This is a genomic window from Myxococcus sp. CA051A, from assembly GCF_013336705.1.
Classification (GTDB): domain Bacteria; phylum Myxococcota; class Myxococcia; order Myxococcales; family Myxococcaceae; genus Myxococcus; species Myxococcus llanfairpwllgwyngyllgogerychwyrndrobwllllantysiliogogogochensis.
Genome location: NZ_JABUMS010000005.1, coordinates 234396 through 248075 on the forward strand (window position 1 = coordinate 234396; position 13680 = coordinate 248075).

Annotated in this window: 12 protein-coding genes; all 12 read right to left on the reverse strand. The window is 68.2% G+C overall.

The window, feature by feature from the left end:
* Positions 1–633, reverse strand: a complete 633-nt coding sequence (locus tag HUA74_RS17245; protein ID WP_141640595.1) for a phage baseplate assembly protein V — start codon at positions 631–633, stop codon at positions 1–3.
* Positions 630–1184, reverse strand: coding sequence for a hypothetical protein (locus HUA74_RS17250; protein ID WP_174455375.1), 555 nt, complete (start codon positions 1182–1184; stop codon positions 630–632). Before HUA74_RS17250 ends, HUA74_RS17245 begins: the two co-directional genes overlap by 4 nt.
* The gene (locus tag HUA74_RS17255; RefSeq protein ID WP_141640597.1) at positions 1181–2065 is read right to left on the reverse strand and encodes a hypothetical protein; all 885 of its coding nucleotides are present in this window, start codon (positions 2063–2065) and stop codon (positions 1181–1183) included. The genes HUA74_RS17250 and HUA74_RS17255 overlap by 4 nt, the downstream gene beginning before the upstream one ends.
* A 1-nt stretch (position 2066) precedes the next feature.
* On the reverse strand, positions 2067–3095 hold the full coding sequence (locus tag HUA74_RS17260; protein ID WP_174455376.1) for a hypothetical protein: 1029 nt from the start codon (positions 3093–3095) through the stop codon (positions 2067–2069).
* A 4-nt stretch (positions 3096–3099) separates the two neighbouring features.
* Entirely contained in the window at positions 3100–4149 is a 1050-nt protein-coding gene (locus tag HUA74_RS17265) for a hypothetical protein (RefSeq protein WP_174455377.1), read from the reverse strand.
* A 524-nt stretch (positions 4150–4673) separates the two neighbouring features.
* The gene (locus HUA74_RS17270) at positions 4674–5534 is read right to left on the reverse strand and encodes a hypothetical protein (protein ID WP_174455378.1); all 861 of its coding nucleotides are present in this window, start codon (positions 5532–5534) and stop codon (positions 4674–4676) included.
* 3 nt (positions 5535–5537) lie between these two features.
* Entirely contained in the window at positions 5538–5927 is a 390-nt protein-coding gene (locus HUA74_RS17275) for a hypothetical protein (protein ID WP_174455379.1), read from the reverse strand.
* A 15-nt stretch (positions 5928–5942) separates the two neighbouring features.
* A complete protein-coding gene (locus HUA74_RS17280) occupies positions 5943–7211 on the reverse strand; it encodes a phage tail sheath C-terminal domain-containing protein (RefSeq protein ID WP_254625099.1) in 1269 nt (422 codons plus the stop codon).
* A 329-nt stretch (positions 7212–7540) separates the two neighbouring features.
* Positions 7541–8047, reverse strand: coding sequence for a hypothetical protein (locus tag HUA74_RS17285; RefSeq protein WP_141640603.1), 507 nt, complete (start codon positions 8045–8047; stop codon positions 7541–7543).
* Positions 8048–8283: 236 nt separating this feature from the next.
* A complete protein-coding gene (locus tag HUA74_RS17290) occupies positions 8284–9825 on the reverse strand; it encodes a DUF1501 domain-containing protein (protein WP_174455381.1) in 1542 nt (513 codons plus the stop codon).
* A 3-nt stretch (positions 9826–9828) separates the two neighbouring features.
* Positions 9829–11499, reverse strand: coding sequence for a DUF1800 family protein (locus HUA74_RS17295; RefSeq protein WP_174455382.1), 1671 nt, complete (start codon positions 11497–11499; stop codon positions 9829–9831).
* A gap of 148 nt (positions 11500–11647) precedes the next feature.
* The gene (locus HUA74_RS17300; RefSeq protein ID WP_174455383.1) at positions 11648–13642 is read right to left on the reverse strand and encodes a hypothetical protein; all 1995 of its coding nucleotides are present in this window, start codon (positions 13640–13642) and stop codon (positions 11648–11650) included.
* Positions 13643–13680: the final 38 nt, after the last annotated feature.

Consider the following 13680-nt stretch of genomic DNA (forward strand, 5'->3'; position numbering starts at 1 on the left):
TTACTTGGCCTTCACGTCCTTGGAGCCCTTGAGCGGAGCGCCGGTGAAGTAGCACTTGTGGCTCATCTCGGTGATGACGCCACTGCCTCCCTTGCCCAGGTCGATCTTCCCGGACGCGTCCACCGTGCAGTCCGTGCACTTGAGCTGCACGTTGCCTTCCACCTCCAGCGACAGGTCCGTCTTGCCCTTGATGGTGATGACGTCGTCCTGCTTCACCGTCACCACCGTCTCGCCGGCGGTGATGACCACCGACTGCTCCTGGTCGATGGCGATGGACGTCTTGCCACCCGGTGGCGAGACGACGCGCCACTCGTCCGCTTCGTGAATGGGCGGGTTGAGCTTGTCCGAGTACAGGCGTCCGGTGATGACGGGGCGGTTGGGGTCGCCGTTGAGGTAGGTGATGACGACGAGGTCTCCGGCGTGCGGCGCGCTCACCATGCCGATGTGCGGCGTGGCGATGGGGACGCGGCGCAGCTCCAGGCCGCTCTCGCGCAGCTTCACGTGGCACTCGTGGTTGTTCGCGTCGCCGTCCGCGTGCGGGAAGGCGCTCGTCACCACTCCCAGGTCGCCCAGGCGCAACGACGCCAGCTCGTCCCGGATGATGGAGCGGATGATGGTGACCAGGTCGCTCACGTCGTGCCTCCCGCGAGCAGCGGCATGCTGCCTGCACCCAGCGAGAGAGCGGGTGTCGTGGGCGGCGGCGCGGCGAGCAGCGCCTCACCGAGCGCCTTGAGCGTCGCCTTGACGCCGATGACGGACTCGCGAAGGGACGTCAGGGACTGCTTGGGCAGATAGCCCTGGAGGATGACGACGGCGCCGGCGCGAATCTTCTCCAGGACCAGGTGCGCCGCGTGGGCCGCGCCGGCGAGCGGGGCGAGCGCCTCCATGCCCATGTCGCGCATCTCCTGCTCGGACTTGTCGCCAATGGCCTTCAGTCCCTCCAGCGCGGGGTCCAGTTTCTCCAGCAGCTCAGGGATGGCCGCGACCTGCTCCAGCTTGGCGATCCACCCGATGATGAGGTTCAGTGCATTGCCCAGCGCGTCGATGCCCACCTTCACGGGGGCGCCGATGCCGAACCTGCGCACCAGGCTGACGATGGCGTTCACCGTGTCCGTCTTGAGCAGGTTGTCCACGGCGATGACGAGTCGGGTGATGCTGTCGACGATATCGGCGGTCGTGCTCACGGAAGGTTCTCCAAGTCCTTGAAGGGTCCGAGCGGATCGAACCCGCCGATGGCCGCGCCCAGTGCGCCGGCTTCCTTGCCCACGGCCTGGAGCTTCGCGAGGAAGTCCCCGGCGCCCGCGATGCCCTTGACGATGTCGAGCGCGGCGCCCAGGTCCAGCCCGGTCATCTGCTCCAGGATGTTGATGCCCTCGGTGGCGAGCTTCTCGATGAACTCGCCCAGGCTTCCGGCCTGGCTGAGCGACTGCACGAAGCCGATGATGGCGCCGGGGTTCACCTTGCCGAGCGCGCCCAGCAGGCTTCCGAAGTTCTTCCCCGTCAGCGAGCCCTTCGTCCCGTTGACCACCGAGCCCAGCTCGTCCGGAGACAGGTGGCCGAGCAGGTCCGGGTTCGCGTCGACGGCGTCCATCAGCGACTCGGGGTTCTGGAGCACGCCCGCGGCGTCCGTGGAGCCCTGGGCCCAGGACTGCGCGTCGTCGGCCACCGCGTCGTTCACCGCGCCGACGCCCGCGTCCTGGGTGGCGGGGGGCTCGACGTACTCCTTGACGCGCAGGAAGAAGCTGAAGCGGTTCTGGTGTCCCGCGAGCTGGCGGACCTGGAAGTCCGCGATGAGGACGTCGGTGAGGTCCGCTCCGGCGATGGCGTCCGAGGCGAACGACATCGGCGTCGCCTTCATCTGCGCTTGTCGCAGTTCCTCCAGCGCCGCTTGCGGGTCCTCGCCAAGGAGGAGTCCTTCCATGACGACGGTGACGGGCTCACGGCCCAGGTCCTGGAAGACGGAGCCGGACTGACCGGGCACGCGCTGCTGCACGAGGTTGCGCGCGTCCTCGGTGTAGATCTGCGTGAGCCCGATGAGTTCGATTTTTCCGATGCGGACGGGCATGTCAGAGTTCCATCCGGGTGGTGAAGCCCGTGCGGGCATTCAGGGTGTGACGCACCGAGCGGACGCGAAGCACCTTCCCGGACAGCAGGGCCTCCACGGGATGGCCCTCCGGGATGTCGTCCACCTTGATCAAGTCTCCAGGCTTCACGGCGGGCGCTCCCAGCACCTCGATGAAGCCGTGCAGCGGACGGGCGGCCAGCGCGCCCACGCGGGCCTTGGCCTGGGCGGACGCGTCGGCGCCCGCGCGGACCGAACCGTCCTTCACTTCGCGCGAACTCTTTCCCGTGGAACCCGCCTGCACCTTGCCGCTGGTGCCCAGCGCGGCCTTGCCGTGGACGGAGGCCAGGTCGTCCACCAGCCAGTGCGCCTTCTTCTCGCCCTGGGAGCTGGCCGCGCCTTCGCCCCAGACCTCGAAGCCGTCGATGGCGGGGAGCGGCTTGCCCAGCTGCGTGCGCAGCACCTGGGCGTCGTAGGCGAACGTGTGGTCCGCGCCGCCCTGCTTCGGCGCCGTGAAGTACACCTTCCCCTGGCCGTCCGTGAAGACGTCGAAGCCGCACTGCTCCCCGAGCTGGAGGATGTGCCGCAGGGCGCGAGGCCCGCGGTGCAGCACGTAGCTGGGGAATGTCGGGCCGTCGTCGATGGTGCCCGACGTGCCGCCTGCCTTCTTCACCAGCTCACGGACGATGGAGCCCGCTGACATCTGCTCGTAGGCGCCCGACACGTCGAGCCGCGCGAGCTTCGCCAGGGCATCTCCGCCGATGACGATGGACGTGTCCGGCGCGGCGCGGGCTTCCAGCACCAGGCCGGTGAAGACGGTGACCGCGCCATCGCCGCCATCCAGGGCGATGGTGGTGGTTTCTCCAGGAGGCGGGAGCGCCGCGTCGGAGGGAACGAGCTCCACGGTGCACCGGCCGCCCGCGCCGTCCATGGTCAGCTCGCTGGTGATGGAGCGGATGAAGGCCTGTCCCTGGCGGGCCTTGTTGGAAGCCCGGAGGGAGCCAATCGTCACGGAGTATCCGATGCCGGCCATGGGCTCAGACCTCCAGTCCGTGACGGCGTGCCGTCTCGCGAAGGATGTCCACCAGCGCGTCTTCCAGCGTGCGCCGATCCATGCCCGCCGTCGCCGTCTCCGTGCCCAACTGCACGTTCACGTTGAACGTGTTGCGAACCGCCGCGTTCGCACCGGAGTCCACGGCGGGAGTCGAGGCGGGACGCGAGGAGCGCTCGACGGTAAGGGCCTCGTGGGTGACTTGCTGGGCTCGCTCCAGGACGGGCGTCAGCCCCTGGCTCACCTGGCGCACGACCTGGGATGTGGCCAGCGCGGCCGGTGGCACCGCGCGCTCCGGCTCGGGCGACGACGGAGGGGCCACGGGCGCGGCTTCCGTGGGCGGAAGGAAGGTGAGGCGGGACCTGGGTCGTGAGACGGCGGGCGCGGCGGGACGCACCACGGGCGTGGACTGCGCGACTGACCCTGGCGCCCGGAACGCGGCGGGAGTCGATGACAGCACGCGCATGACGGGCGGCGCGGACGGGAGGCTCGTGTGAGCCTCGACGGGTGCGGAGGGGGGACGCGGGGTGACCCCGACCGGAGTGCTCGCCTCGTAGCGAGGTGCGTCCGCTGTCACTTCGCGAGCCGCGGGCGGCACGTTCGAGGAAGCATCTTCGCCGCGTGCGGGCAGGGGACTGGCGCGCTGGAGCGTGGGGACGCTCTCGCTCGCCGAGGTCTCGGCGGGGAGCGGCATCGGTCGCATGAGTCGCACGACCTGTCGCTTGGGCGACCGGGGCTCGGTGGCCTTGATGGAGACGCGGAGTCCCTCGGACGAATCGCTGCTCGTGGCGAGCGACTCCGGAGGGGCACTCAGGGGGGACGAGCTGGCTGTTGATTCGACGCCATCGCTCGGAGTCCGAGCCGCGACAGGCGCTTCGTCCGTGCGCCTGTCCCCCATGCCCGAGCGCTTCGACGGACCCGCCGAGAACTCCGAGGGCAACGAAGTCGATGCGCCCGCGTGGAGGGTGGTGGCGTCGAACTTCATCGGGTGGCTCGCACCGGAGTTCACCGCGTGCGTGTCGTCGCCGGGAGCCATCTCGGAGACTCGCGCGTCGCTCGCGAGGGGAACACCGGCGCGCTTCCCGGACGAAGGCAGGTCGTGCGCCGGAGAGGAGGAATGACCCTCATCGGACGTGGGCGCACGACTCACGGACCTCGAGACCTCGGAAGCGGAGACCGGCGTCACCGCGGGCCGCGAGGGCGCGACGGACCGGGGAGCGATAGGGGCCGAAGGGACGCTGATGGGCTCAGGTCGAGCGACGAGAGGCCCGGAGGGGCGCTGTCCATGAGGACCCGGAGCTGCATCCACCTCGCCGCTGGACCGTGAAGGCGAGAGGAGACCGGTGGGCCGAGCCGTCGCCGGTGCCTCCACTCCGGGACGCACAGTGGTCGCATCGCTGCCGGAGGTCGGTGCTGACGCCTCGTCAGGTGAAGGCTCGCCTTGCTCCGAAGCATGAGGAGCAAGCTTGACGCCGAGCTGTCGGGCGACACCTTCGAGTGCTCGAAACGCCGGGCGGGCCAGTCGCGCGGTGAACTCGGTGGTGGTGAACGTCGTGCGCATCAGTCGTCCTCCACCTGAATGACCACCGCGTCGGGAAAGTCGGAGAGTCTCCTCGGCCGCGAAGTCGGGGCCGGGGCGGGAGCACCAGGCTCCGTGAGCTGCAACATCGCGAGCAGCCGGTCCACTTCGGCGGCGGGGGTTGCCCAGACCTGGGAAGGTGTCCACCCCAGGGCACGACAGAGCTTCAACGTCACTTCCGCGAGGACCCGGGCTTGTTTGCCCGAGGCACGCATCGTGCGGTCTTCATCGCGCTCGTCCCCCGCGTTGAGCGCGACCACGGCGTCCAGCAGCGCGGCGGTGCTGGCCCCATCCAGTTTCTCCAGGGGCTCCGTGGGAAAGTGCTCCACGACGGAGCTGGAGAGCATCGAGCGCAGGTAGCGCTCCAGGCTGAGTTCCCTCGAGCCATCGGGCTGCGACGTCAGGCTCTCTTCGAGCGCGCGGGAGCGCTCGGAGAACGTCCAGGGCCGCAGTCGGGCACGCACCGCCCCCGCCTGCACCCAGCCCGGTGGAAGCGTCCCGGGCGAAGGCTCCTGTGCCCCGCCCGAGGCCCACCACAACGCCAGGGGTGCCAGCTCCGCGTGGAGCGACTCCGGCACCCCTGAGTTCCGCAGCACGTCGGCGGCGAAACCGTCGGCGTCGAAGGCCAGTCCCGCGCCATCGAGCCTCGCATGAAGGTCGAGCGCCCGCAGGTGCGCCTCGAAGCTCCACGGATGGAGCGCGAGACGTTCGCCCGTGGAGCACTCCACCTCCAGGGGCCCGGAGTTGACTCCGGGGTGGAGGTGGAAGGTCCGGCCGTCGATCTCCAGGGAGATCGGCGCCGCACCGGACTCCGTGCGTGAGCTGGCGGGCGACTCCCTCACGGACTATTCCTCGCGGATGCGGGTCGCCGTGAAGGCGTACGTCGTGGCGGCGCTGCCGTGCGCGTCCATCTGGAAGGACTTGCCCTCGACGAAGCAGTCGTCGAAGGACAGGGTGCGCGTGTCGTCCGTGCCCTCGGTGCGCTTGAGGTTCGCCACGAGCTGGAACTTGCCGCGCTCGGAGAGCAGGGTGTCCAGCTTCACGGCCGCGGAGCGGATGACCAGCTCACCGACGACGGTGCGCAGGCCGAAGATGACGTCGACGCGCTCGTTGGACCCGATGGCGCGGATGTCCTCGCGCTCGGTGACCACTCGGAATGCGATGGATTGGAGGCCGTCCACGGCCTCTCCGTCGACGAGGATGCTGCTACGGTTGGCTGAGAATACCGTTGGCATCGGTGCGTTCCTTCATCAGACCTGGACCGTGATGGTCGCGTAGATGTAGTCGATGGCGCGGACGGGTCTGACGGCCATGTTGACCCTGACGATTCCGAGCGCGAAGTCCGCCTGCGAGGAATAGACCTCCACCTTGAAGGCGGGATCCTTCCCGTCGGTGGAGGGGACGATGGCGCCGTCCTTCTGCATCTGCACCAGCGCCTCCACCAGCTTCTGCTTCAGGGCGCTGCGCCCGTCGGCGTTGTTGAGCAACCCGATGAACAGGTCGCCCACCATCTTCAGCGTGCGCACCGCGCGGTCCGCCACGCGGCGGACGTTGATCTGATCTCCGTCCGTCGTCAGGCCACGCACGACGATGGTGCCCCGACCGCGCTCGGTGACGACGGGGACGACGAAGGCACGCAACAGCGCCTTCTGGTCCTCCACGCCCACCAGCAGCTCGTTCAGTCCGGAGACGCGCTTGAACGTGGGGGACTGGTGCGGCGCCAGGCTCCCCACCATGCCGGCGACCGCGCCCACCGTGCCGTGAGGCGCGACGAGCACGAACCGGTCGCTGACCAGGTTGGCGGCGAGCTGCGTGTTCTCCGCCATCGTCCCGGCGGGAGGAACCTGTCCGAAGCCGAGGCGGCCCTTGCTCTCGCTGCTCAGCGTGTTGCAGTGGCTGATGACGTCGCCGTAGATGCGCGTCAGCTTGGTCCGGTCGGAGAAGTCCTGCACCGCGGCCAGCACCAGGTCCACGTCCGGCTGGTCCTTCAGTCGGCCCAGCGCCGTGGCGTAGTCGTCCGGCGTGGCGTCCTTGCCCGTGGCCAGCGTGTACGTGCCCGCGGTGGGCCAGCCCACGCCCTTCGACGTGTCGATGCGGATGAACGACGAGGTGTCCAGCGACGAGGTCAGCGACGCGGAGTTGACGTTGCGCAGCACCTCCACCGAGCCGCTGGAGGGGTGGGTGACCTCCAGGTCGAACGACACCGACAGGTCGATGTTGTCACGGTAGGTGACCTTCAGCGTGATTCCGTTGGCCCACAGGCCTGGGACTCTCGCGATGAAGGTGGCGCCAAACTTATCGCCGACGTGTCCCGGCGGATATTTGCTGTTGTCGGCCGCGACGGCGATCGTCGCGGCGGTGCCCGCGGTGGCGGGCAGGGGGGAAATCACCAGCTCGGAGACGCCATTGTCCAGCGCCTGGCGCGCCTCCGGGAGGCTGTAGGCGCTCGCGCGCCCGGCCACCTCCAGGAAGCGAGACCAGCTGCTGGCTCGGACGACCTTGCCGTTGGCTGACTCCAAGAAGCCTGTGATTCCAAGAACCCCAGACGGTGCAAGCTGTTGGGGCAACACTTCCTTGACGACCGTGACCTGGACACCAGGAATGATGAGACCTGTGGCCATACGCTCCCCGACCCTCGCCAGCGAGGGGGTGGAAATCCCTGCTCCGGGTGCAGGTTCCCTGGACCGCGTGCCTGGGCTTGCGCCCACCCCTGATGGGGGACGGTCCTATTCATAGACACTGATTTGAGAAAAGCGTGCGCAGGGCCGTGACGACACGCTGGAATTCCTGGCGGCGAGCCATCACGCCCGCGACACACCAGGAGATGCGACAGACGACAGGGGTTGAATCAGGGATTGGTGGCGGGAATCTGCACACCCGTCTTGCGCAGCGCGGCGATGGTGGTGGCCGCCAGCGTGGAGAGCTCGCCGATGATGGCCTTGCCCACGTTGAGCAGCAGGTCGACGATGGCGACGATGTGCTCGACACCCGCGCCCACGAAGTCGACGATGATGTTCAGGAAGCGCTGTCCCGTCAGCGCCAGGTTCCGCGCGGAGTCAGGCAGCAGGTCCAGCGTGGAGTTCACCAGGTCTCGGCCCGCTTCCAGCACGTCCTTGATGGACGTGACGACCTGCGGATCCATCAGCGGCTTGATGAGACCTTCGACTTGTTTGAGCACCGAGCTCAGTACATTGCGTACCGGCGTCCAGATGACGGAAATCTTGTCGGTGATGCTCTTGAATCCCGTACCGCTCACGGCCAGATACAGTTTGTACAGCGCCTGTTCGACCTGGATGGCGATGTTGTCCACTGTAGCCAAAGCGTCGGAAACGTTCGCCGCTGCGTCTGCTGCCATGGATATGTCCCCCTCAAGTGAAAATGAGTGCGCTCATGCGAAACATGAACGCATGCGCACAGTATGTTAGCGAACACTCCGGTTTCAAGGGTTTATCAGGTAGGGCACGAAACAACGGTTCGGCCCTACCATTTCCGGGTTGTCATTGCTGACCCTGGCTCAAGGTGACGCAGGGGGTCGAGGGGCGCGGGGTGGATGAAGGGGAGGTGACCCCGCGCCCCTCTGAGAACCGTCGCTCAGGGGTCCGGCAGGAGGAACGGAATCCGGTAGGCGCGCGCGGCGGCGGGGAAGCCTCCGGAGGTTGCGGCGGCGACGTAGTCGGTGAGATTGGGGAAGGCATGGTCGCGATCAGCGACGCCGCCCAGCCCCAACCACGACGCCAGGGTAAAGCCGTATTGGTCCACGGAGAGTGAAGGCAACCAGCGGCCCTTGGCGTCGACGGAGTCCAGGTTGTTCACGGCGCCGGCGGACAGGTCCAGGTTGGGGAAGGTGCCGTGGAGGCGGCGGCCCTGCACCCGGTCTCCCAGGACGATGGCGTGGCTGCCCCAGCCGTGGTCGGAGCCCTTGTCTGAGTTCTCAGCCAGGGTCCGGCCAAAGTCGCTCATGGTGAAGAGCGTGGACTGGGGAGGATTCACGCCGAAGACGCCCTCGGTCTTCAGGCGGGTCATCGCCTTCTGGAAGGCGTCCAGCGCGAAGTCGACCTGGAGGAGCAGCGCCGTCTGCGTGGCGTCCTGGCCCACGTGGGTGTCGAAACCGCCGAGCCCCACGGAGAACATCTGTCGGCGCACGCCCAGCCCTCCGCTCGTGGACGGCACGGCGCCGGCGACCAGGTCGCGTATCACCTGGTAGAGCTGCGTGTGCAGCGTCCAGCCCGTCGCGCCTTGCGGCGGGGTGAAGTAGCCGTCGATGTCGAGCCGCGCCTCGTTGGGAAGCGCGTCCCACGCGGCGGCGCGCGCGGTGGCTCGCGCGGAGGCGAAGGTCTGCGCGGTGGTGAAGACACCGCCGTAAGAGGCCTCCAGCGTGACGCCCCGGTCCAGGGCCACGATGTCCGCGAGTGCCTCCGAACGCAGGGTGTTGAAGTCCGCGTCGGACGTCCCCTTCATCTCGAGCACGCCCGAAGAGGACACCATCATCGGCTGTCGCTCGGCGCCTCCGGAGTACAGGGCCTTGCCGCCGAAGGAGGTCACCTCCGGATAGTCACCGGGGTTGTGCGTGTGGAGGCGGTCGGCGGTGCGTCCGCCCCAGCCGGTGGCCTTGCCCTCCAGCGCTGGGGGCAGGTCCACGGTGGAGGGGTTGGAGATGCCGCTGGCCCAGGCGTCCTGCTGGTCGCTGTGCGAGAAGAGGTTGTCAGGGCGGGGCACATCGCCCAGCTCGTAGTTGACCTTGCGCATGGGGAGGGTGAGCGGCCCCACGTTGCAGACGAAGGCCGCGCGCTCCTGCTCGAACAGCGCCTGGAGCTTCTCCAGCGAGGGATGGAGCCCATAGGCGCCCGGCGCCAGGCCCACGGGGTTGATGGGCCGCAGGTCGTTCAAGGGGATGCCGAGCGTGGAGCGCGCGTCGAGATATTGCGCGTGGATGCCGGCGTCCCGGGGGACGAGGACGTTGTTGGTGTCATTGCCACCCAGCAGAAAGACACACACCGTCGCGCGGTAGCCGGCGTAACCGGACAGCGTCGCGGCGGCGGCGTTCCCGAGCCAACCGGGCATCGGGGAGGAGACCGCCAGATATCCCAGGCCCAGCGAGGTGCCACGGAGGAATTGTCGTCGTGAGAAGCTCATGGGCTACCTCTGGATCTGGAATTCGGGAGCGAGGGACGTGAGGTAGACGGCGAGCTTCTTCCTGCGCAGGGTGTCGCCGGCATCCGGGTGGGAGATGGCATTGAGGACGATGTCTCGCAGCTCCGGAGACATGGTGCCGTGCAGGAAGTAGCGGTTGAGCCACTGCACGGTGTCGCTGGAGTTGACGGGGAGGATGTCCAGGTCGATGAGGACGCCCGCGTTGGCCGTGGCCGCCGCGAAGAGCAGGTCATGCGTCACATTGGCGCGCGCGGTGACGGTGGCCGTGTCCAGGATGGCGAACTCGGGACCGAGCAGACCTCCTCCTCCCGGGGCGGGCGCGTTGGGCGGGTAGTAGCTGAAGACAGACGGAGGCTGGGGCACGTATTGCCCCATGGATTGGCTCCAGGAGCTCAGCTTCGCGCCGGGGTCCAACGTGCCCGTCGTGTCGAGCGTCCCCTTCAGGCCGCGGACGAGCGTGGTGACGTGGAGCGCGGGCGAGCGCAGGTGGCCGAAGGTCGCGAGCTGAGTGGCGGGAGGCACGGGGCCCCGGGCCTCGTCGTGCTGGAGGATTCTGCGGATCACCGCGCGCAGGTCTCCCCGGACGTCGCTGCCGTTGTTCTTGAAGATGTTGACCACGTCCTGCACGTACTCGGGGCTGGGGTTGCTGGTGACCAGATGCTGGATGAGATGCTTGCAGATGAACGGCGGCAGGTTCGGGTCGTCGAAGACGTTGTCGAGCGCCTCTTTCAGGTGCTGACGAGGCGTGCCGTTGGCGGTGGTCCACACGCCCCGGAGCAGCTCCTTGGACGTGCTGTTGTGGTTCACCGCGCAGTCCATCATCGGCGCCGCGTAGGTCGGCGGATTTGTCCGGCCGATGGTCGGGCAGGTGGGGCCGGCATAGGTCCAACCGGAGAGGGCGTGGGCGAACGCCTGGACCTGCGCCTCGGTGTAGGAGGGCGTCGTGCGGCCCAGGTTGTCGAGCACCGGGGTGCCGTTCTCATTCAGCTTGTGGAGGCCGAGTGTGAAGAGCTGGAGCATCTCCCGCGCGTAGTTCTCGTTGGGCTCGATGGGCTGGCCATTGGGCTTGAAGGCCCGGTTGTTGGCCATGTCCAGGTACGTGCCCATGGCGGGGTGCAGCGTCACGTCCTCCAGGAGCTGGCGGAAGTTGCCGAACGCGCGCTGGGACAGGAGGTTGAGGTAGCTGGCCATCGCCACGCGCGGCTCGGGCTCCGGCGTGGACATGACGTTGGGGATGCCGTTCTGGGAGACGACGAGAATCTGGCTCAGGGCGAAGGCGATGCGCAGCCGGAGCTGGTCCTGTCCATGGACGGCATGGAAGAAGAACTGCGAGCCCAGGTCCTTCGTCGCAAGGCCGTCGAAGGTGGAGCGCGGCGCGGCGAATTGGTCGGTGATGGCCTGACGGATGCCCACCGTCATGACGTGCTCGACGGTGTCGATGGGCGGCGTCGGGGCGCCAAAGGCCTGCCGGGGTCCGAAGGTCGCCTGCTCCAGGAAGCGCAGGGTGTTGGGCTCGGTGGGCGTCTCGAGGGGCTCGGCGTGCTGCTCCTGTTGTCCTGGCGCGTCGAGCGGTGGGGTATGGGAGGTGGGCGGGCCCTCGTCGGGTGCGCATGCGGCCACGCACACGGCGAGGGTGAGAGTGAGACGTCGAATCATCCGGAGGTACTCCTTCAGTTGGTTCGCGAAGGGGGAGAGGACTCCCCCGGGAACAAAAACACTGAAGTCCGGAAATAGTTGCGCTCCCCGGTGCGAATTCCGAAGGGCCTGGAGGGGCCACGGGGCCCGACTCCTCGGCCCATGGGGGCTACCAGGTGATGGCGTCCAGGTGGACGGTGCCCGTCCAGCCGCTGTTCGTCGTGAACTCGACACCGAGCTGGTAGAGCGGCGTCGTGCTGTTGGTGGGCAGGGCCACCGTCACGGTGTTCCAGGTTCCCGTCTGGAGGCTGCCCATCGCCGTCCAGCGCCCTGTGTAGCGCCAGCCGCCTGGCTCTCCTTCCAGTGCGAAGGGCTGGATGGCGGTGATGCCACTGCCGCTGGGAATCCAGACGCGGAACGTCACGGTTGCGCCGCGAGGGACGGGGGCGGTGAGGACGGACACGACGCCCGTTCCCGAGGTCCCGCTGAAGGGCACCGCGAGTGAGCGTGTCCCCGCCTGGGCTCGCGCCGTGGAGGACGTCGCGGCCTTGAGTGGAGCGCCCGACGACGACCAGCCCTCGGTGCTGGACTCAAAGCCGTAGCCGCGAGCCGCGCTGCCGCCGTCGCTCGTCCCGGCGTCGGTGCCACCCGAGCCGCCGTCACGTGTTCCGCCATCGCTCGTCCCGGCGTCAGTGCCACCCACGCCGCCGTCGCGCGTGCCGCCATCGCTCGTCCCGGCGTCAGTGCCACCCACGCCGCCGTCGCGCGTGCCGCCATCGCTCGTCCCGGCGTCAGTGCCACCCACGCCGCCGTCGCGCGTGCCGCCATCCGAGCCGCCGTCGCGTGTCCCGGCATCGGTGCCCGCGTCGGTCCCTCCACCCGAGCCGCCATCAGTGCCCCCTCCTGAGCCGGGGAGCGAGGTGCCCGTGGCGGGGAGGGTCAGTCCACCCGCGAGGAGGAACGGGGCCGCGTGAGTCTTGAGGTAGGGCTGTCCATCCGCGCCCAGGTCATTCGGATACGAACTCTGTCCGCCCGCGCCCGCGCCGAAGAGGAGCGCGATGACGCCCGTGTTGGCGAACTTGCGGCGGTGCGCGTCGCCGCTCGTGCCGAAGAAGTATTCGGTGCGGTTGTCGCGATAGCCCGCGCGGGTGCTTCCGTCGTTGTTGATGTTGCGATGCTGGGAGTTGCCGAGCGGAATCTGCCAGAGCACCCATCGCTTGCCGGTGGTCTGGTTCATGAGCGTCAACCACTGCGCGTAGCGATTGAAGGAGCGCGAGGAGATGGAGGCGTTGTCACTGGCATCCCACCAGACGTCCTGGGCCCGCGTCAGCTTGTAGAAGTCCGCGTCCCGGTCCAGCGGGTCTCCGACGAGCACGTCGTAGGTGGCGCCCGTCACGTTGGTTCCAAGGCCCATGGGTTTGAGGAAGTTGACGACCTTGTCCACCTCGGGCTGGAGCGGGTCGGTGACGGAGCAGCAGGAGATGTCCTTGCCGCTGGCCCACGCGGAGATGTGGATGCCGAGGATGACGTTGTTGGCGCCCACGGACTTGCGGAGCTGGAGGAAGGCGAGGCCCCAGCCGGCCACGGTGTTGGGGAGGCTCGCGAGCTCGGGCATTCCCGTGGCGGCGACCGCGGCATAGGCGTTGGGATTGGAGTTCGTCTGGAACTGGAGGAGCCCCACTGCGTCCGGTTCGATGTGGAGCAGCACCGGCTTGCCGAGCTCCTTCGCGCGCTGGAGCAGAATCTTCAGGTCGCCGAAGTAGCCGCGCATCGTGGCCGCGTTCTGCACCTTGGCGAGCGACTCGCCCTCACCACCGCCGGGCTCGGCGAACAGTTGGTAGAAGACGGGCGCGGGGAGGAAGCCCTGGGTCTTGGACTCATCGAGGAAGGCCTTCCCCCAGCTTCCATCGGGTTGCCCCCAACCCCAGTTGTCCACCCAGCCCTTGGTGAAGTAGCGGTAGCGCACGTCCCAGGGGACGCCGCTGTCTCGCATCCAGTTCTGACCTGCTTCCTCGAAGAGTCCCACGGCGAGGCGATTGGGCATCCCCGTGGGAACGGGGCCCTTCACACCCGGTGGTTGTGATTGAGCGAGGGCGGGCGACACGGCGGCTGTCAGCCACGCCAACGCCAGCACGGCGAGGTTTCGTCGGAGCGTTGGTTTCATGCCCCTGACTACAAATGGCTGCCAGTCGACAAACCGGT